The sequence below is a fragment of the Halomonas sp. I5-271120 genome (assembly GCF_030553075.1).
Taxonomy (GTDB): domain Bacteria; phylum Pseudomonadota; class Gammaproteobacteria; order Pseudomonadales; family Halomonadaceae; genus Onishia; species Onishia taeanensis_A.
The window spans coordinates 3504867-3523853 of the sequence record NZ_CP130701.1; the positions used below are offsets into that span (position 1 = coordinate 3504867).

16 protein-coding genes are annotated in these 18987 nt (G+C 61.8%); 5 read left to right on the top strand and 11 right to left on the bottom strand.

Annotation, left to right across the window (positions count from 1 at the left end):
* Positions 1–27: 27 nt before the first annotated feature.
* Entirely contained in the window at positions 28–612 is a 585-nt protein-coding gene (gene smrA, locus Q2K57_RS15795) for a DNA endonuclease SmrA (RefSeq protein ID WP_304525644.1), read from the top strand.
* 95 nt (positions 613–707) lie between these two features.
* Here the strand turns inward: smrA and Q2K57_RS15800 are convergent, their stop codons facing one another.
* The 4 genes from Q2K57_RS15800 to metH all read right to left on the bottom strand — a co-directional run bounded on the left by Q2K57_RS15800 (position 708) and on the right by metH (position 8240).
* Positions 708–1226, bottom strand: coding sequence for a DUF934 domain-containing protein (locus tag Q2K57_RS15800; protein ID WP_304525645.1), 519 nt, complete (start codon positions 1224–1226; stop codon positions 708–710).
* Positions 1219–2871 (bottom strand): nitrite/sulfite reductase, encoded by a 1653-nt coding sequence (locus tag Q2K57_RS15805; RefSeq protein ID WP_304525646.1) that lies wholly within the window; start codon positions 2869–2871, stop codon positions 1219–1221. The genes Q2K57_RS15800 and Q2K57_RS15805 overlap by 8 nt, the downstream gene beginning before the upstream one ends.
* A 170-nt stretch (positions 2872–3041) precedes the next feature.
* Positions 3042–4361 (bottom strand): MATE family efflux transporter, encoded by a 1320-nt coding sequence (locus Q2K57_RS15810; RefSeq protein WP_304525647.1) that lies wholly within the window; start codon positions 4359–4361, stop codon positions 3042–3044.
* A 159-nt stretch (positions 4362–4520) separates the two neighbouring features.
* Complete coding sequence (metH, locus tag Q2K57_RS15815) at positions 4521–8240, bottom strand: methionine synthase (RefSeq protein ID WP_304525648.1); 3720 nt, start codon at positions 8238–8240, stop codon at positions 4521–4523.
* Between the two features lie 225 nt (positions 8241–8465).
* On the opposite strand from metH, the gene nfuA reads away from it, so the two are divergent.
* Positions 8466–9056, top strand: coding sequence for a Fe-S biogenesis protein NfuA (nfuA, locus tag Q2K57_RS15820; protein WP_112055325.1), 591 nt, complete (start codon positions 8466–8468; stop codon positions 9054–9056).
* A 202-nt stretch (positions 9057–9258) separates the two neighbouring features.
* Here nfuA and Q2K57_RS15825 read toward each other — a convergent pair whose 3' ends face one another.
* Complete coding sequence (locus Q2K57_RS15825) at positions 9259–10224, bottom strand: DNA-binding protein (RefSeq protein WP_304525649.1); 966 nt, start codon at positions 10222–10224, stop codon at positions 9259–9261.
* A gap of 406 nt (positions 10225–10630) precedes the next feature.
* Between Q2K57_RS15825 and Q2K57_RS15830 the strand changes: the two genes are divergently transcribed.
* The 3 genes from Q2K57_RS15830 to Q2K57_RS15840 all read left to right on the top strand — a co-directional run bounded on the left by Q2K57_RS15830 (position 10631) and on the right by Q2K57_RS15840 (position 14053).
* The gene (locus Q2K57_RS15830; RefSeq protein WP_258396426.1) at positions 10631–11776 is read left to right on the top strand and encodes a site-specific integrase; all 1146 of its coding nucleotides are present in this window, start codon (positions 10631–10633) and stop codon (positions 11774–11776) included.
* Positions 11777–11951: 175 nt separating this feature from the next.
* Complete coding sequence (locus Q2K57_RS15835; RefSeq protein ID WP_112055323.1) at positions 11952–12368, top strand: SufE family protein; 417 nt, start codon at positions 11952–11954, stop codon at positions 12366–12368.
* A gap of 131 nt (positions 12369–12499) precedes the next feature.
* The gene (locus tag Q2K57_RS15840; protein WP_304525650.1) at positions 12500–14053 is read left to right on the top strand and encodes a Fic family protein; all 1554 of its coding nucleotides are present in this window, start codon (positions 12500–12502) and stop codon (positions 14051–14053) included.
* 3 nt (positions 14054–14056) lie between these two features.
* Here the strand turns inward: Q2K57_RS15840 and yidD are convergent, their stop codons facing one another.
* The 6 genes from yidD to Q2K57_RS15870 form a co-directional block, all read right to left on the bottom strand.
* Positions 14057–14437 (bottom strand): membrane protein insertion efficiency factor YidD, encoded by a 381-nt coding sequence (gene yidD / locus Q2K57_RS15845; RefSeq protein ID WP_112055415.1) that lies wholly within the window; start codon positions 14435–14437, stop codon positions 14057–14059.
* Positions 14438–14442: 5 nt separating this feature from the next.
* Positions 14443–14883: a phosphoribosyl-AMP cyclohydrolase gene (gene hisI, locus Q2K57_RS15850; RefSeq protein WP_112055321.1), complete on the bottom strand. Its 441-nt coding sequence runs from the start codon at positions 14881–14883 to the stop codon at positions 14443–14445.
* Positions 14884–14895: 12 nt separating this feature from the next.
* Positions 14896–15366 (bottom strand): Fur family transcriptional regulator, encoded by a 471-nt coding sequence (locus tag Q2K57_RS15855; protein ID WP_112055320.1) that lies wholly within the window; start codon positions 15364–15366, stop codon positions 14896–14898.
* A 124-nt stretch (positions 15367–15490) separates the two neighbouring features.
* Positions 15491–16468, bottom strand: a complete 978-nt coding sequence (locus Q2K57_RS15860; protein WP_112055319.1) for an alpha-L-glutamate ligase-like protein — start codon at positions 16466–16468, stop codon at positions 15491–15493.
* Between the two features lie 4 nt (positions 16469–16472).
* Positions 16473–17981, bottom strand: coding sequence for an inactive transglutaminase family protein (locus Q2K57_RS15865; RefSeq protein WP_112055318.1), 1509 nt, complete (start codon positions 17979–17981; stop codon positions 16473–16475).
* A gap of 71 nt (positions 17982–18052) precedes the next feature.
* Entirely contained in the window at positions 18053–18901 is an 849-nt protein-coding gene (locus Q2K57_RS15870; RefSeq protein WP_112055317.1) for an ATP-dependent zinc protease, read from the bottom strand.
* Between the last annotated feature and the right edge of the window lie 86 nt (positions 18902–18987).

Consider the following 18987-nt stretch of genomic DNA (forward strand, 5'->3'; position numbering starts at 1 on the left):
ACATCGCCGCGTCGGGAGGCTATCACCATGAATATGATGGATCGCGAATTTCGCCGTCAGATGGGAGATGTGCTCCCCCTTGCCAAGGGCAAGGACCGGGCCGATGTCAGTCAGAGGCCCAAGGGGCCCAACGAGGCACAACAGGCGCGACGCCTAGCGGCACAGCAGGCAGGTGACGAGGGCAACTTCCTGTCGGATGATTTTGTCGAGGTACTCGGCTCCCATGATCCCCTCGAGTATCGGCGTGACGGCATCCAGCTTGGGGTAGTCGAACGCCTGCGTCATGGAGGCTATCCGCCCGAAGCCCACCTGCACCTGCAACGCCGGCCGCTAGCCGAGTGTCGACGAGAGCTGTTCGGCTTTATTCGCGAGGCCCATGCCCAGGGGCTGCGCTCGCTGATGGTGGTGCATGGGCGAGGGCGGGAGGACGACAGTCCCGCCAACGTGCTGCGCTCTTATCTGGCCAAGTGGTTGGCTCAGTTTGAGGAGGTCCAGGCCTATGCCTCCGCCCCGGCTTCGCAGGGTGGGCTAGGCGCAACCCTGATCATGCTGAAAAAGTCTGAACGCGCGCGGGCCAACAATCGCGAGCGTCAGCAAAAGCGTCGCGGCTGAGGATGACTCAGCCACATGACATCATGTCCCTGAAACGCCAAGGGCCCGGCGATAGCCGGGCCCTTGATGATGCAAGTCGTCGGTGATGGCGTGGCTCAGGAGTGATTGCCTTCCCGCAGGCGACGCTCGAAAAGCGCCTCGTGGGTATCGACGCCAGGCTGGTAGCTGACGCTGAAGGCGCCCAGTGCCCGCTGTGCATCCTCAAGAAGCTGGTCATCGCGCAGCGCCAGGGCATCGAAGCCACAGCGGCTCATGTAATAGAGCTGGTCGACCAGTACATCGCCAATGGCACGAATCTCACCCTGATAGCCGAAGCGTTCGCGCAGCATCCGAGCGAGGGTGTACCCGCGCCCGTCGGTAAACGCTGGGAAATCGATGGCAATTCGCGGCGCGGACGCAAGCTTCTCGGCGAGTTCGCCATCGAGCGCCGTGTCGCTGGGAAGCCAGGGCGCCAGGGCGCTGTCTGCTTCGGCCTCGAGCCACAGCGCCAATGGCACGATGGCCGGCCGTGCCTCGGGCAGCGCTTCGGTGTCCCGGGAAAGCGCCCAGGTGTCGGTTTCCGGTTGGCCCTTTTTGAGTAGCGTACGGGCCACTGTCGGCTGTTGATCAGGCATAGACCCGCTCCTTGAAAGGTTTGATCCCGATGCGGCGGTAGGTATCGAGGAAGCGCTCGTCGTCGTGGCGCGACTCGACGTAGACCTTGAGTAACTTGTCGATCACATCAGGGACATCCTCGCGGTAGAACGACGGACCGAGGATCTTGCCAAGGGAGGCGTCGTCGGTCGAGTTGCCACCCAGCGAGATCTGATAGTACTCCTCGCCTTTCTTGTCGACGCCCAGAATGCCGATGTGGCCCACATGGTGGTGGCCGCAGGCGTTCATGCACCCGGAGATGTTGAGATCCAGCGGCCCCAGGTCATAGAGGAAGTCCAGGTCCTCGAAACGCTCCTGAAGGGCCTGAGCGATGGGGATCGACACGGCATTGGCCAGCCCGCAGAAGTCGCCGCCCGGGCAGCAGATGATATCGTTGAGGGTGCCCACGGTAGGGTTAGCCATGCCCAGCTTGTCGAGGGCTTGCCAGAGGGCTTCCAGCTGATCCACGGGGACGTCGGATAGCACCAGGTTCTGCTCGTGGGTCACGCGAACCTCGCCGAAGCTGAAACGCTCCGCGAGGTCGGCCACGGCCTCCATCTGGTCCGAGGTGACATCGCCCGGGGCCAGCTCGCGACGCTTGAGTGACAGGGTGACGGCCTTGTAGCCGGCCACCTTGTGATCGGTCACGTTATTGGTCACGAAGCGGGCAAGGGCACGGTCTTCCTGACGCTTTTGCTCGTAGGCGGCGATGGCATCTTCGCTGACCGGACGGCGCTCGGGTTCCGGGAAGTGGGTTTTGGCGGCTTCCACGGCAGCAGGCGTCAAAGTCTGGGCGCCATCCTTGAGATGCTCCCACTCGGCGTCGACGCGACGACGGAATTCCTCGATGCCCAGGGCCTTGACCAGAATCTTGATGCGGGCCTTGAACTTGTTGTCGCGGCGGCCGAACTGGTTGTAAACGCGCACGCAGGCTTCGAGATACGTCAGCAGGTGCTTCCAGGGCAGGTCGTCACGAACCACATCGCCAATCATCGGCGTACGGCCCAGGCCGCCACCGGCCAGCACCCGAACGCGCACTTCGCCTTCGGCATCGCGCCACAGGCGCAGGCCGATGTCGTGGACCTGAATGGCGGCGCGGTCGGCGCTGGCCCCGGTGACCGCGATCTTGAATTTACGCGGCAGGAAGGCGAATTCAGGATGCAGCGTCGACCACTGGCGAATCAGCTCGCACCAGGGACGCGGATCCTCTACTTCATCGGCGGCGATGCCGGCGAACTGATCGCTGGTGGTGTTGCGAATGCAATTGCCGCTGGTCTGGATGGCATGCATCTGTACCTCGGCCAACTCGCCGAGAATGTCCGGTACCGTCTCGATGGCCGGCCAGTTGAGCTGCAGGTTCTGACGGGTACTGAAGTGACCGTATCCCCGGTCGTAACGCCGGGCAATCGAGGCCAGGCGACGCAGCTGATCGCTCGACAGCATGCCGTAGGGGATCGCAATACGCAGCATCGGCGCGTATTTCTGGATATAGAGACCGTTCTGCAGGCGCAGCGGGCGGAATTCTTCTTCGCCCAGGCGGCCATCAAGGTAGCGGTTCATCTGGTCACGGAACTGGGTGACCCGCTCATCGACGAGGGTCTGGTCGTAGTTGTCGTACCGATACATTCAGTCGTGTCCTGCTGGTCAGGGCGTGATGAAGGAGTGATGCCGTTTATGGGCGACGATACTCCTAACCTTATATTCTATGAAAGAATAAATGTTCATAGATTTTAATTAAAGAGTTATTAGAGCCGATCCATCTCGACGTCAGACGGTCGAGTGTGATCGGACTGACGCTAGATGGCCAGCCGTTGCCAGTGGCCTCGCTGCCAAATGACGGCAAAGCCCAGCGAATTCAAGCAACGATAGCCGAGCTGAACCCACCAGATGCCCAGCAGGCCATGCCCCAGCGCTACACCGACCCACCAGGCCAGAGGCAGGAAAATCAGCCATTGGGTTGCAAGCGTCATCGTCATCACGGTGCGATTGGCGCCCGCACCGAGCAGGGCCTGGCCCAGTACCAGCGCGCACACATCCAGTACCATCATCAGCGCGGTCAGCTGAAGAGGCAGGTGCCCGAGGGCCACCAGGGCTGGGTCATGCAGGAAGATGCCGAGCACTACATCGGGGAATATCAGCATCGGCAGGGCGAGCAGGGCCAGGCAAATCCAGGCGATGCGTACCACGTCCCAGCCCCAGCGGTGGGCTTCCTGGTTCGATTGCTGCCCCATCGCTTGTCCCACCAGGCTCATCGCTGCCACCCCTAGGCCGACACCTGGCAGGATCAGCAGCAATGACAGATTCACCAGTACATGACCCACCGCGACGCTTGCGGTGTTCAACTGGCCAAGGATCCAGAACAGCACGGCGTACCCGCCGGCGAACCATAGCTGCTGAAAAGAGTGCGGTGCGGCCAGTTTCAGGGTAGTCAGCAGGGTAGTGATATTGAACCTGCCACCGATGGGGCCAGCGTGTCGAGAGGTATATACGGCCCACAGGATCAACCCGAGCAGCAAGGACAGGCTGGTCCCCGCACCGGCGCCGGCGGCACCTAGTGTTGGCAGGCCCGCATAGCCAAAAATGAGCCCGATGCTCGTCAGCACATTCACGACATGCATGATCAGGATGATGCGCAGATAGATGCCGGTCTGCTGAACGCCATTCCAGTAGCCTCTGAAACAGAAGATCATCGCGACCGGTACCAGTGAGGCCACGCGCCAGCGGAAGTACTCGACGGCCTGGGCATGAACCCCGGTGTCCGGGTTTATCAAGCCAATCAACGCCGGTGCCTGCCACAGACAAAGCACCGTTAACGGCAGGGCCAGCGTCAGGGCAATGGCCAGGCCGGCATGCAGGGCATCGGTGCGTTTATGCCAGTCCTGCTCACCGTGGCGCCTAGCGGTCTGTGCCTGGACCCCAGAGGACAACCCGAACACCAGGGCGGTGATCATGAACATCGCATAGCCACCGATGCCGACACCTGCCAGCGCCGTTTCCCCCAGCGAACCAACCAGGGCAGCATCGATCAGGTTGAGCAGGCTTTGCGACAGCATGCCGGCAATGATCGGCAGCGCCAGCTTGAGGATGGTATTTCGTCGTGAGGATTCGGGCAGCATGCCGCCTTCCAGTCAAGTGATGGAGCCCACCCTGAGGGCGGGCTCCGACGTGCAGCGCAGAAGTATCGATAGCGGCTGAATCGTGGCTAGCTGAATCGTAGCTAGCTGAATAATAGCTAACGAAGTGCCCTGCGGTTCAGGGCAGCTTGAATGCCGATGTCAGCTCGGGTCGTAGGAGAGCACCGGTGACAGCCAGCGCTCCATCTCGCCAAGCGGCATGTCCTTGCGGCTGGCCAGCGATTCGACCTGGTCGCGGGTGATCTTGCCGGTGGAGAAATACTTCGACTGCGGATGGGCGAAGTACCAGCCGGAGACCGCTGCCGCCGGCCACATGGCAAAGTTCTCGGTTAGCGCCAGGCCGCTGTTTTTCTCGGCGTCGAGCAACCGGAACAGGGTGGCCTTCTCGGTGTGATCGGGGCAGGCCGGATAGCCTGGGGCTGGGCGAATGCCCTGATACTTCTCGGCAATCAGCGACTCGTTATCGAGCGCTTCCTCGGGCACATAGCCCCAGAACTCCTTGCGGACCCGCTCGTGCATGCGCTCGGCGAAGGCCTCGGCGAGACGGTCGGTAAGGGCCTGGACCATGATGGCGTTGTAGTCGTCGCCGGCCGCCTCATAGCGCTTGCTCAGCTCGTCAACGCCATGACCGGTGGTGACTGCGAAACCGCCGATCCAGTCGGGTATGCCGCTTTCCTCACCCTTGGTGTCATAGCGAGGTGCGATGAAGTCAGCAAGGCTGTAGCAGATGCCATCGCGATTCTTGGTGGTCTGCTGGCGGATGTGGTGCAGGCGTTCGATGACCTCGCTTCGCGACTCGTCGGCGTAGACCTCGATCACGTCATCCTCGACGCTGTTGGCCGGCCAGATGCCGATCACGCCGCGGGCGGTGATGTGGCCCTCGTCGAGCAGCTTGGCAAGCATCTCCTGGGCATCCTTGAAGAGGCTGCGGGCGGCCTCGCCGACCACCTTGTCATCGAGGATCTTCGGGTACTTGCCGGCCAGCTGCCAGCTCATGAAGAAGGGTGTCCAGTCGATGCGCTCGACCAGCTCTTCGAGGTCGTAGTCGTCGAAGACCTTGAGCCCGGTGAAGCTCGGCGCCGCCGGCGGGTGGGCGGCCCAGTCGGTCTTGAAGCGGCGCTTGCGGGCCTGGGCATAGTCGAGGTCGGCGGCCTTGGGGCGGCGCTTGGCGTTTCGCTCTCGCACGGTCTCGTACTCGTCACGTAAATCGGCGGTGTAGGCCGGCTTGAGTTCCGGCGAGAGCAGCCGTGAGGCCACGCCGACGGCTCGCGAGGCATCGGTGACGTAGACCACCGGATGCTCGTACTGGGGTTCGATCTTGACCGCGGTGTGGGCCTTGGACGTGGTGGCGCCGCCGATCAGCAGCGGGATGTCGAAGTTCTGGCGCTGCATTTCCTTGGCCACGTGAACCATTTCGTCAAGCGAAGGCGTGATCAGGCCTGACAGGCCAATGATGTCGGCGTTTACCTCGCGGGCGGTCTGCAGGATCTTCTCGGCCGGCACCATCACGCCCAGATCGATGACCTCGTAGTTGTTGCACTGCAGGACCACGCCGACGATGTTCTTGCCGATGTCGTGGACGTCACCCTTGACCGTGGCCATGACGATCTTGCCCTTGGCCTGGGTCTCGCCGCTCTTCTCGGCCTCGATGTAGGGAATCAGGTAGGCCACTGCCTGCTTCATCACCCGCGCCGACTTGACCACCTGGGGCAGGAACATCTTACCGGCGCCGAACAGGTCGCCGACCACGTTCATGCCGTCCATCAATGGGCCTTCGATGACCTCGATGGGCCGGGTCGCGCGCTGGCGTGCCAGCTCGGTGTCATCCTCGATGTAGGCGGTAATGCCCTTGACCAGCGCGTGCTCGATGCGCTTCTCGACTTCCCAGGAGCGCCACTCGAGGTCTTCCTTCTTGGCGGCACCGCTGCCGTCACCCTTGAACTTGTCGGCGATATCGAGAAGACGCTCGGTGGAATCGTCACGCCGGTTGTTGACCACGTCCTCGACCGCTTCGCGCAGCTCTTCCGGCAGGTCATCGTAGACTGCCAGCTGTCCGGCGTTGACGATGCCCATGCTCAGGCCGGCGCGAATGGCGTGGTAGAGGAACACCGAGTGGATGGCTTCGCGCACCGGGTTATTGCCGCGAAACGAGAAGGAGACGTTAGACACGCCGCCTGAGACCAGCGCATGGGGCAGGTGCTCGCGGATCCACTGGGTGGCCTGGATGAAGTCCACGCCGTAGTTGTTGTGCTCTTCGATCCCGGTGGCGATGGCGAAGATGTTGGGGTCGAAGATGATATCTTCCGGCGGGAAGCCGATCTCATCGACCAGCAGGCGATAGGCGCGTTCGCAGATCTCGGTCTTGCGGGCGAAGGTGTCGGCCTGGCCCTGCTCGTCGAAGGCCATGACCACCACGGCGGCGCCGTAGCGCATGCACCTGGTCGCCTGTTCGCGGAAGGCATCCTCGCCTTCCTTCATGGAGATGGAGTTGACCACCGCCTTGCCCTGCACGCACTTCAGGCCGGCCTCGATGATCTCCCATTTCGATGAGTCGATCATGATCGGTACGCGCGAGATGTCGGGTTCGCCAGCGATCAGGTTGAGGAAGCGCACCATGGCTTCCTCAGACTCGAGCATGCCCTCGTCCATGTTGATGTCGATGATCTGGGCGCCGTTGTCGACCTGCTCCAGCGCGACCTCAAGAGCGGTGGTGTAGTCGTCTTCCTTGATCAGACGCTTGAAGCGCGCCGAGCCGGTGACGTTGGTCCGCTCGCCGACGTTCACGAACAGCGAGTCGGCGCTGATGTTGAAGGGCTCGAGGCCAGATAGCCGGCAGGCGATCGGCCGTTCCGGCACCTGGCGGGGCGCCATGCCTTGAACGGCCTCGGCGATGGCCTTGATGTGCTCGGGGGTGCTGCCGCAGCAGCCGCCAATGACGTTGACCAAACCGCTGCTCGCGAACTCGGCGACGATGGCCGCCATCTCCTCGGGGGTCTGGTCGTACTCGCCGAATTCATTGGGCAGGCCGGCGTTGGGGTGCGCCGAGACGAAGGTGTCGGCCTTGTTCGAGAGCTCTTCCAGATAAGGGCGCAGCTCCTCGGCCCCCAGCGCACAGTTGAGGCCCACGGAGAAGGGGTTGGCATGACGCACCGAGTTCCAGAAGGCTTCGGTGGTCTGGCCGGACAGGGTACGGCCTGAGGCATCGGTAATAGTGCCGGAAATCATCACCGGCAGGCGTTTGCCCAGCGCGTCGAACAGCTCCTCTAGGGCATAGATCGCCGCCTTGGCATTCAGGGTGTCAAAGATGGTCTCGATCAGAATCAGATCAGCGCCGCCCTCGATCAGCGACTCGGCGGACTCATAGTAGTTGTCGCGCAGCTCATCGAAGGTGACATTGCGCTTGGCCGGGTCGTTGACGTCCGGTGACAGCGAGGCGGTGCGGGAGGTCGGACCGAGTACACCGGCCACATAGCGCGGAATGCCGGTCTCGGCGCCTACCGCATCACAGACCTCGCGGGCGAGGCGTGCCGACTCGCGGTTGAGCTCGGGGACCAGCTCTTCCATGCCGTAGTCGGCCTGAGAAAGGCGAGTGCTGTTAAAAGTGTTGGACTCGATGATCTCGGCGCCCGCTTCCAGGTAGTCGCGGTGAATGCGCGTCACCAGATCCGGGCAGGTCAGCGCCAGCAGGTCGTTGTTGCCTTTCAGATCCGACGGCCAGTCGGCGAACCGCTCGCCGCGAAAGTCGGCTTCATCCAGTCCGGCATTCTGCAGCATGGTGCCCATGCCGCCATCGAGGATCAGAATGCGGGAGGCCAGGCGTTCGGCGAGGGTGGCAGTGACGGGGGTCGGGGTAGCGGCCATGATTCGGGGCGGTCTCCAGCGTGAGTCGCGTCTTCTACTGTGTCGAGCGGATCTAGTGTCGGGGCTCGGTTTTGCGCGATAGCTTATCAGAAAGGGGGTGGCGACGGGCAGCGCCAAGCGGGGTGGGCATTATAAGCCTGAGTATTTCACTCGGGATTGTTTCGCCGCGCACTTTTGCTTAACATGATAAGCAAATTCGACCTCTCGAATCAGGACCATCTCCCCATGAGCCAGAGCATCCAGATTACCGACAGTGCCCAAGACTATCTCGCCGAGCTGCTCGAGAAGCAGAATGTCGAAGGCATCGCAGTGCGTATCTTTATCACCCAGCCGGGTACGCCCTACGCTGAGACGTGCCTGGCCTACTGCCGTCCGGGCGAGGAAGAGCCTACAGACGAGAAGCTCGCTCTCGATAAGATTACCGTCTTCCTGGACAAGAATAGCCTGCCGTTCCTCGACGAGGCGGTAGTCGATTTCAATGCCGACCGGATGGGCGGTCAGTTGACCATCAAGGCGCCCAACGCCAAGATGCCCAAGGTCAACGCCGACAGCCCCCTCGAGGATCGCGTCAACTACGTGCTCTACAGCGAGATCAATCCGGGGCTTGCCGCCCACGGCGGTGAAATCAAGCTGATGCAGATGACCGAGGACAGCGTGGCCGTGCTGGCCTTCGGCGGCGGCTGTCAGGGCTGCTCGGCCGTGGACCTGACGCTCAAAGATGGCGTCGAGAAAACGCTGCTTGAGCGCATCCCGGAGCTTGCCGGTATCCGCGATATCACCGACCACACTGATACCAGCCAGGCCTACTATCGCTGATCGGCCAAAGCGGATGGCAAGGCGGTGCTTGAACGCCGCTGAGTGATAGCTGTTGAGTTAACGTACCTCTTCAGCCCCAAGACAGGACGGGCGCCCCAGGGCGTCCGTCCTGCGTTAGGGTTTTCCCTATCTACCTACCCACCTACCGATCTACCTGTCTAGCTACCCATCTACCTATCTCGTGCGACTTACCGTTAACGCCTCAGTAGACGAACGGCGGCAGAGGCGTATTGGCCAGGCGCGCTTCGGTTTCCAGCAGGCGCTTCTTTAGCGCTGCGATTTCCGCATCTTTTTCTTCCAGGCGATGCTCGAGACGCTCCTGTTGCCGCTTTCTGTCTCGGTCTTGTTCCTTGCGCTGCTCAAGCTCCCAGTGCGCCTCGCGATGCTGCTGTTGAGACTCGGCTAGCTGTGTGCGCTGCTCCTGCAGCTGCTTGTCGAGATTTTCATTGCGTGACTCCAGCTGCGCCTGGCGAACGCCATGCTGCTTGTCGGCGGCATGGCGTTCCTGGCGTGCGTCGTCCAGCAGGCTCATCAGTCGCGCTTCGGCGGCTTCGTTGCGCTGTTCTTCCTGATGCAGGCGGGCCTGATGTTCGGCGTCGCGTGCCGTCAACTCTTCATGGTGCTGAGCGGCCAGCGCTTCATTGCGCTCCTGGAGTCGTGTGAGCTCCTTTTCGAGTTGCTGAACCCGCTGCAGGGCTTTCGCCTCACGCTCGGAAAGGTTGTCGCGTTGGGCCTGGCAGCTCGCCAGGGTGGCGCTCTGCTCCTCAAGCCGTGTCTGGGCGTTGGCCAAGTGATCGGCAACCGCCGACTCCCGCTGTCCGGCATCCTCTGCCCGCCGCTCGCTTTCACGAGCGACTTCCAGGGCATCGGTGACGCGCTGATCGGCTTCCTGGCGATAGAGCACCAGGCCCTCGCTGGCGGTGTCCTGAGCCTGACGCCACAGCTCTTGGGTCAATGTCTGCAAGGCCTCGGGCAATTCCTGGGCAGGTGGCTGGTCCCGATTCTCTTCACGTTCGATCCGCCACTGACGCAGGTGCTCGCTGATAGTGGTGAAGCTGCCTGTTCCCAGCACCTCACGGATTCGCTGCACGCTAGGCGCGTCTCCGCGGCTCAGTAGGGTATGAATCGCCCGCTGCACATCCTCGTACTGCACGCCGCTTCGCGCCATGACGCCTTTCTCCTTCTTAACATCGATTTATCGCCGGGTTGGCCTGACGTCGGGTATCCATTGCTCTGTCAGAGATGGCTGGCCGAGGCCTTTTTATCTTAGCCATATTATCGGCAATCAGGGGCTGAATAAAGCATATTACGTAAAACGTGTTACGTAATTTTATTTATCTTTAAGGCCATAAATTCATGATTACGCGTATTATCTTGATTATATGAGCCCGTAACGGCGACAATGGTTACCGAGGCGCCCGAGCCAGGTCTGAAGGGGCTGATACGACGGTATGTTCGTGGAATCTCCGGTTCATCCGGCGACATAACGGGCGTATAGGGACCATCAAAGGGAGCGCTAGGTGACAGAGAGTCGATGGCCGCAGCAGACGGGAGAGGTGGCACAACGGCAGGAGGTGCCGGTTTCTGTGCAGGGCAGGGCGGCGGTGCTCGCCGATGCGACAAGGATCAGCGCCACCAGCGACGTGGAAGCCGTTGCTGCCTGGCTGGAGGAGTACCGGGATAGCGCTCAGACCTTCCGGGCCTATCGCAAGGAGGCCGAGCGCCTGTTGCTATGGTTGGACAGCCAGGGCCTGACGCTTTCGTCGCTTCGCCGGGACGGACTGGACGCCTTCGAAGCTTTCCTCGCCGACCCTCGGCCCGCCGCGCGCTGGATCGGGCCACCCAGGCCACGCCATGCAGAGGACTGGCGGCCCTTTCGGCGCCCGCTCTCGGCGGCGAGTCGACGCCAGAGCCTGGTGATCCTGCAGGGGCTTTACAGCTGGCTGGTGGAAGCGGGGTGGGTGGACCATAACCCCTTTCGCCTGATGCGGGGCAAGCGTCGGCGTCTCGACAATCGGCAAGAGGGCATCGAGCGCTACCTGGAGCGCCCTTTGTGGAATTGGTTATGGGGCTGGCTCAACCAGTCACTGCCCCAGGCAGCGACCCAACGTCAGCGCTTTGAATGGCAGCGCCGGCGGCTGATCTTCGGCTTTGCCTACCTGCTGGCACCTCGCATCAGCGAGTTGGCTGCGGCCCGGATGGGGGATTTTCAGCGGCGGGAAGGGCGTTGGTGGTGGCGAGTGATCGGCAAGGGCAACAAGTTGGCGACGATTCCGGTACCACCGGACATGATGACGATGCTCGGCGACTGGCGTGAGCAGTTGGGCCTGGCCAGACTCCCGGCGCCCGATGACGATTCGCCGGTACTACGCGGGCTGGACGGAAAACGCGGCCTGGGGGATAACCAGCTCTATCGGCTGATCAAGAAGGCGTTCGAGAGCGCGGCATTCGCGCTGGAAGCCGCCGGCGAAAGAAGAGAGGGCGTGGCAGGTCAGAAAGGCGAGGCAGGCGTGGGGAATGACGCCCTGGCCCGCACCTTGCGCGCCGCCACCCCGCACTGGCTCCGCCACACCGCCATCACGCATCAGGCCCAGGGTGGCGTCGAGCTTCGCTACCTGGCCCGCAGTGCCCGTCACTCGCGACTGGACACCACCGCCCGCTACCTGCACGCCGAAGCCGAGGAATGGCAGCAGCAGATGAGTCGCCATGGGCTCGATTGATGTCTGGAATTGGGCACGGGATCAGCGCGACGCAGCGGCTTCATGACGGATGGGGTGGTTCAATAGGAGGCGGCGAGGGGACGACGCCCCGGGTGGCGAGCCGTTATACTGGCGGCCAAGATTCGCGGGTTGAGGCGTTAGCCGGGCCCGCAGCCACTCATGTTCTGGAGAGACCATGTCCGACACCGCTCAGGAAAGCCAGACCGAACTGATCGAAGAGTTCGAGATGTTCGATAACTGGATGGATCGCTATCAATACATCATCGACATGGGCAAGCAGCTGCCGGCCTTTCCCGACGAGTGGAAGACCGATGAGCTCAAGATCCAGGGCTGTCAGTCCAATGTCTGGATGCGTTCACAGCGAGATGGCGATCGGCTGCACTTCGATGCCACCTCCGATGCGGCCATCGTTTCTGGCCTGATCGCCGTGCTGATGCGCATCTTCAACGACCGTCCACCTGCCGAGATTGTCGCCACGCCGCCGAGCTTTCTCGAAGAGCTGGGATTGGACAAGCATCTGTCACCGACCCGCAGCAACGGGCTGCATGCGATGCTCGAGCGCATCTATCAGGTGGCCAAGGCAGAAGCCTGACCGCTGGCAACGCTCTGGCAAGAGCTCCGCTGAACCGGAAGGCTCCCGGGATCAACTGAAGACCAGGCTTTCATAATCGTTTTTTTAGGATAAGGTGGCATTCTAATCGTTTATTCGGTCGGGTAATCATTTTGTCGACGCCAACGCACAATGAAATCGGTTATAGCTGGCTCGCGGCACGCTATGGTGTATTGGCAACCCAGCCACTGGCCGTGGAAAGCTGCATCGGACGCAAACGCCATACGTATGAAGCCAATGGCGTACGCCAGGAAACCTACCTCGAAGCCATGCGCCCTGAGGACACTCTCGCGGCGCACCTGACCTTTGCCCTGAAACATGAAGGCGTCCACCTGGAGCTTCTGGCGCGTCTGTTCCAAAGCATTGAGGCTGACCATCTAGCGGCCTGGGTTCGCCAAGAGCCGACAGGCCAATATGCACGACGTGCCGGTTTTCTGTTCGAATGGCTGACTGGGGATACCCTCAATATCCCCGATACCGGCGGCAACTATCGTAACGCCCTTGATCCCCGCCACTATGTGACTGCCGAGACGCCTCGTCGGAATCGACGCTGGCGAATCAATGACAACCTGCCCGGAACGCCGGATTATTGCCCTTTGGTGCGCCGGACGCCGGACGTAGAATCGGCCCAAGCCTATGATATCGCTAGGCGCCTAGAAGACATGGAAGGCGAGTTTGGTGCCGACATTCTCCGCCGTAGCGCCGTTTGGCTGACAATCCACGAGAGCCGTGCCAGTTTTGCCATCGAGCATGAGAGCGGGCATCAGGATCGGATACAGCGCTTTGCCGTGGCCATGGAGCAATACTGCGGCCGACTGCCAGACCCCTTGGATCCTCACGCTCTTAGTCAGCTTCAAAGCGCCATCCTCGGGGTCTCGACGATTCGTCCTGGCTTGCGAGAATCTCCGGTGTTCGTCGGGAGTCGCTCAGTAGGCTATGGCTCGGTAATCCACTATGTGTGTCCGCATTGGGAATGGCTGCCCGGGATGCTTGAAGGCCTGCGTCGCTTCCTCGCCAGCACCGGCTCGTCCCAGTCCCTGGCCCGCGCCGCGGTCGCGAGCTTCGGGTTTGTCTTTATCCACCCACTGGCTGACGGCAACGGCCGTGTATCACGCTTCCTGGTCAACGACCTCCTGCGGCGTGATGGTCTGGTACCTGCCCCCTTTATCCTGCCGGTATCGGCCGCGATTACTTCATCAGCGATCAGGCGCGTTGAGTACGATCGTGTGCTTGAGCAATACTCGCGCCCCTTTATGGCGAGGTACCGAGAGAGTGTTGAGTTCCGGCAAGAGCGGCAACACTACGCCGACGGAATCGAGTCGGACTTCGACTTTTCCGCTTACACGCTGGCAGCTCCGAGTTGGCGCTATCCGGACCTGACGGATCAGGTCGAATATCTTGGCGGTGTGATCCGCTACACCCTCGAACACGAGATGCATCATCAGGCCGCCTTGCAGCGGGCTTGGTACGAAACGCGTGCAGCGATCAAGGATTGGGTGGAAGGGCCTGATGACCATATAGATCGCATCATCCGTGCCATTCGTCAGAACGGCAGGGTAAGCGGAAACCTCTGCAAGGAATTCCCTGTGCTGGAGGATTCGCGTCTGGCACGAAAGCTGGAGAAACTGGTAGCGGAGGGGTTCGAGGGCCTCAACGAACAGGCCTGAGGGTCAGCGACTCGACGACCGGTTCTGATCATCCTGACGGGTGCAAAAGTGCTCGTCAAGGCTGTCATCCTCTCGGCACAGCGCTTCGCTGGGTCCGCCGGGAACGGGATCGATGCCGCCTGGGTGCCAAGGGTTGCACTTGACCAGCCGCTTGAGTGCCAACCAGCCACCGCGAGCTGGACCATGCTCGCGTAACGCCTCCAGCGCATAGTGTGAGCAACTCGGCCAGAAACGGCAGCGAGGGCCTAGCAGCGGGCTGATGCCGTACTGATAGACCTTGATCAGGGCAATCAGTGGCAGGCTGGTCAGCTGAGCAAGCGTAGAGTGCTTTGGAGTCTTGTCGACCCTGTTGGGCTGATCAGAGCAGCGTGAGCGACTGGCCATGACCATCAGGAACGGGCGTAGAGCTGGTCGGGATCGATCAGGGTATCGCCGTCGACCTGTGCACCATCATCATCGAGGGCAACGTAGAAGCAGCTGCGCCGGCCGGTGTGGCAGGCCGGGCCTGTCTGGTCGACGGAGAGCAACAAGGTGTCGCCATCGCAGTCCAGATGCGCGGCCTTGAGCATCTGCATCTGGCCCGAGGATTCCCCCTTGCGCCACAGCTTGCCGCGGGAACGCGACCAGTAGCAGACCCGGCCGGTGGCAAGGGTCTCTTGCAGTGACTCGCGGTTCATCCACGCCATCATCAGCACGTCGCCGCTGTCATGCTGCTGAGCAATGGCCGGGATCAGACCGGCGTCGTTCCAGCCGACGTTGTCCAGGATGGTGGCCAGCGATTCGCGGGTGCCGGTGGGAACGCGCTCGAGGCGCTTGAAAACTTCGCTCATGAGGTGCTCGACTCAAGATTGGGCGTGAAGGGTCGGCTCGCGGCGGGCGGCCAGGCAATCGTGGCAGCTACCAAGCAGCTCGATGGTCTGGCGCTCGACGCGAAATCCCTGATCGCGGGCGCGCCGTGCCAGCTGGTCATTGACGTCATCCAGGTGTAGCTCTTCAACGCGACCGCAGTGTCGGCAGATCAGCAACTGAAAGCCGTGGGCGTGCTCGGGGCAGGGGCAGGCAACATAGGCATTCAGGGACTCGATGCGGTGAATCAGTCCCTGTTCGATCAGGAATTCCAGCGCCCGATATACCGTGGGCGGTCGCGCGGCGGCGTGCTCCTGAGTGAGTCGGTCGAGCAGCTCGTAGGCCTTGAGTCCGCCACTGGTGGTGGCGATCATCTCCAGCACCCGACGGCGAATCGGCGTGAAGCGTGCACCCTGCGACTCGCAGTGGCGTTCGGCTTGTTGAATCAGTGAATGCGTTTCGGGCATGGCGCGCCTGGCGGTGTGACGAAAGCCACTATTCTACGCGCCACATGAGTCCCCAGCCAGTCAGGGCGCCATGCCCTCTGGGCCCGGGTTCGACTGGCGGCTAAGGTCGCCTGATCATCTACCGTCAGGCCGGCGCCGCATCCGCTGATGAGATGAGCTCGGCACGGCGGGCGAAGTGCCTTCGTGCGAATGCGACCCTGGAGGCCGCATCGACCCCCTCGGGCTGTTGCTCGATAAGATCCAGGCGAGGGCGCAGGCCCTCACCGTTGGCCATCTGAATGGCGAGCCCGGGGCGGGCATTCAGTTCGAGCAGCATCGGGCCATGATCGCGATCCAGCACCATGTCGGTACCCAGATAGCCAAGCCCCGTCATCTCATAGCAGCTCGCCGCCAGCTCCAGCAGGGTGTTCCAGCCGGGAATGCGCAGACTGGCGAGCTCATGGCCAGTGTCCGGGTGGTCATGTCGGGGACGGTCGAACTGCACACCGCGCAGAGCCGTGCCGGTGGCGATATCCAGCCCGACCCCGACCGCGCCCTGGTGGAGATTGGCCTTGCCATCGGAGGCAGCAGTGGACAGACGCATCATCGCCATCACCGGATAGCCCTGAAACACGATGACGCGGATGTCAGGCACTCCCTCATAGGTGTACTGGGTCAGCGTGTCATCGAAGTTGATGAGTGATTCGATGACCGCCACGTCCGGTGACCCGCCCAGGGAATAGAGCCCGGAGAGGATGTTGGAAACATGGCGTTCGATATCCTCGCGGCCCAGATGGGCGCCACTGGGCTTGATGTAGGCACTGCCATCGACGTGCTCGATGACCAGGATGCCCTTGCCGCCGGACCCCTTGGCCGGTTTGATCACAAAACCGGGATGCCCCTGCAAGATTCGGGTGACGTGCTTGACCTCGAACTGTGTGCTCACGGTACCGATCAAAGCCGGTGTGGTGATGCCGTACTCATGCGCCAGCAGCTTGGTCTTGAGCTTGTCATCGACCAGCGGATAGAGCTTGCGGCTGTTGTAACGGCCTATATAGCGGATGTTGCGCCGATTCATGCCGATGATGCCTTTGTCTCTCAACTTACCGGGAGTCGTCCACATGGGCTCAATCCTCCGTCACCGGCTTGAAGCGCTTGAGCTCCAGAAGCCGATAACCGGTGTAATTGCCGAGCAGCAGGATTAACGCCATCAGGATCAGCTGCACGCCCAGGAAGTTGAAGGTGATATGGCGCACCCAGGGGTTGTTCATCGCCAGATACGCCAGCACCGCCGTCAGCAGGCTGCCACCGCCCTGGATCAGCACTTCCTTGGGGCCTTCCTCCTCCCAGAGAATCGACATCCGCTCAATAGTCCAGGCCAGGATGATCATCGGGAAGAAGGTGATGGTCAGGCCGGCATTGAGGCCGAAGCGATAAGACATCACCGAGAAAACCGAAATGATGGCGATGACCGTGATGATCACCGCCGACACTCGCGCCACCAGCAGCAAGTTGAGGTGAGAGAGATAACTTCGGATCACCAGCCCCACGGTCACCACCAACAGAAAGCCGATCAGGCCAGTGAGTAGGGTGGTCTGAATGAGGGCCAGGGCGATCAGCACGGGCATGAAGGTGCCCGAGGTCTTGAGGCCCACCAGCACCCGCAGGAAAACTACCACCAGGGCACCGATCGGGATCAGCAGAATGGTCTGGAAGAGCGCCTGTTCCTCGAGCGGCAGGCTATGAATCGAGAAGTTGATCAGGGTGTCTTCGGCCAGCTGGTTGCGCACCGCGGTGGAGGCCGGCTGATTATGCTGAATCATCGAGAAACTGACGCGGGAGTTGGTACCGCCCTGTACCTCGAGTACGGCCCCGCCTCGGTCTTCCCAAAGCAACAGATTGTCGGGCTTGCCCTGTTCGCCGGTCACCGGGTTGAAGAGCACCGCGCTGCCGTCATCGCTGTACACCTGCAGCCAGCTTTGCAAAGATTGGCGGCGCCGGCCGTCGTCGAGAGCAAGGCCGCTGACCTCGCGGGCTTGCACGCCGGCCTCATTGAGCAGGCGCACCAGCAGTGGAGTGCGCTCGAACTGGGTCAGCAGCAGGCGAGAATTCTCGCCCTGACGGTCGCCGGTGAAATCCCGAATCAGCTCGCGGGCAAAGGTGACGGCATCCGCGGAGCGCTGCTGGGCACGCTCGATGACCTGACTAGCCGCGGTATCGAAGGGACGCTCCCAGGCTATCTCGCGGGGCAGGGGCGGTGGCTTGGCCTCACGATTAACCGCCTGGGGGGCTACCAGCAGCTGTACCGAGTAGTAAAGCTGCTGTGGGCCAATGGCGTCGCGAATCGACCATTGGGCCTGACGGCTTCCCTGGTCTTCGAGGAAGGCAAGACCATAGCCGGATGAGGCCGTGTTCTCGGTCAGCACCCGGTAACCCTGCTGAGTGGATGGCAGCGCTAGATTAACCATAACGGGATCACCCAGCGCAGAGAAGTTGACCTGAGCCTCGACCTCCCAGACCTGGCGCTGTTCGCCTGGCGTCCAGGGTACCTCGAAGGCAACGTGACGATGCACGCTGAGCGCAATGCCGGCGATCAGCAGAAAGCCGACGAGTAGATAGAAGGGCAGACGTGACATACGCAGTCCTCAAATAAGACATCACCCACCGGCATGGCGGCGGGTGATGATGACAGGCGAAAGGGAAGGGGTCAGCCCTGGTCAGGCGTCTCGGCGCTATCGATGTCGCGAGCTTCGTCGGCGGACGCTTCGCTAGCGGGCGCACCTTCCGGAAACTCCGGCCGTGGGTGCAGATAACGTTCGGCCACGTCGATGACGGCGATATCCATCATGAAGCGCCGCCCCAGAAGCACTGGATAGCTGAGCTGGCGACGATCACTCAGGGTAAACTCGACCTGTTCGCGAATCGGGCCCAGCGTCATCAGCAAGCTGATCACCGGGCGCGAGGCCTCGCCGTTGGACTGCAGCACCCGCACGCGGCGCTCAATGGGCGCTTCGATCCATTTGTCGCGAACGGCATCGACCACGGTATCGTCGGCCTCCAGGGCAAGCTTGAACTTGACCCAGTTATCGCCATCGCGTTCGAAGGGCGTGATCTCGCGGGCCGAGAGTGACGAGGTGTCGGCACCTGAGTCGATCCGCGCCTGGAGGTAGGTGGCGATGCTTGGCAGACCTATCCATTCGGAGCGACCCAGCAGCTCTTTGTTGCCGATATCCGAATCGACAGCGCAGTCCTTTATCACTGTCTCGGGTTCGCGTTTGGCTTGCGCCAGATCAGCGCGCAGCCCTCGCAGCAGACTTCCCACCTCGCGGATGTCGGCATCCACTCCGTCGAGACGCTGCTGCTGTTGGGCGTAGCGTTCCTGTTGGCCACCGCACTGTCCGTCAACCGCTGCTTCCAGCTGCGTAAAATGCGCATCCAGCTGGGCCGTGGTGGCCAGCTTGGCATGCGCCTCTTCCTGGGCCTGTGGCGACCAGGCACAACCCGCAAGAAGCGAGAGTCCCACTAATGCCGCCAGGCATGAATAGCGATTGCCCATCTTTCTCCTGCACCTTTCACCGGTCGTTGGTATCCGACCCTAGCCACCGCCGGAATGTTAAGACTTCTCTCAGCGAGCTTCGAGAA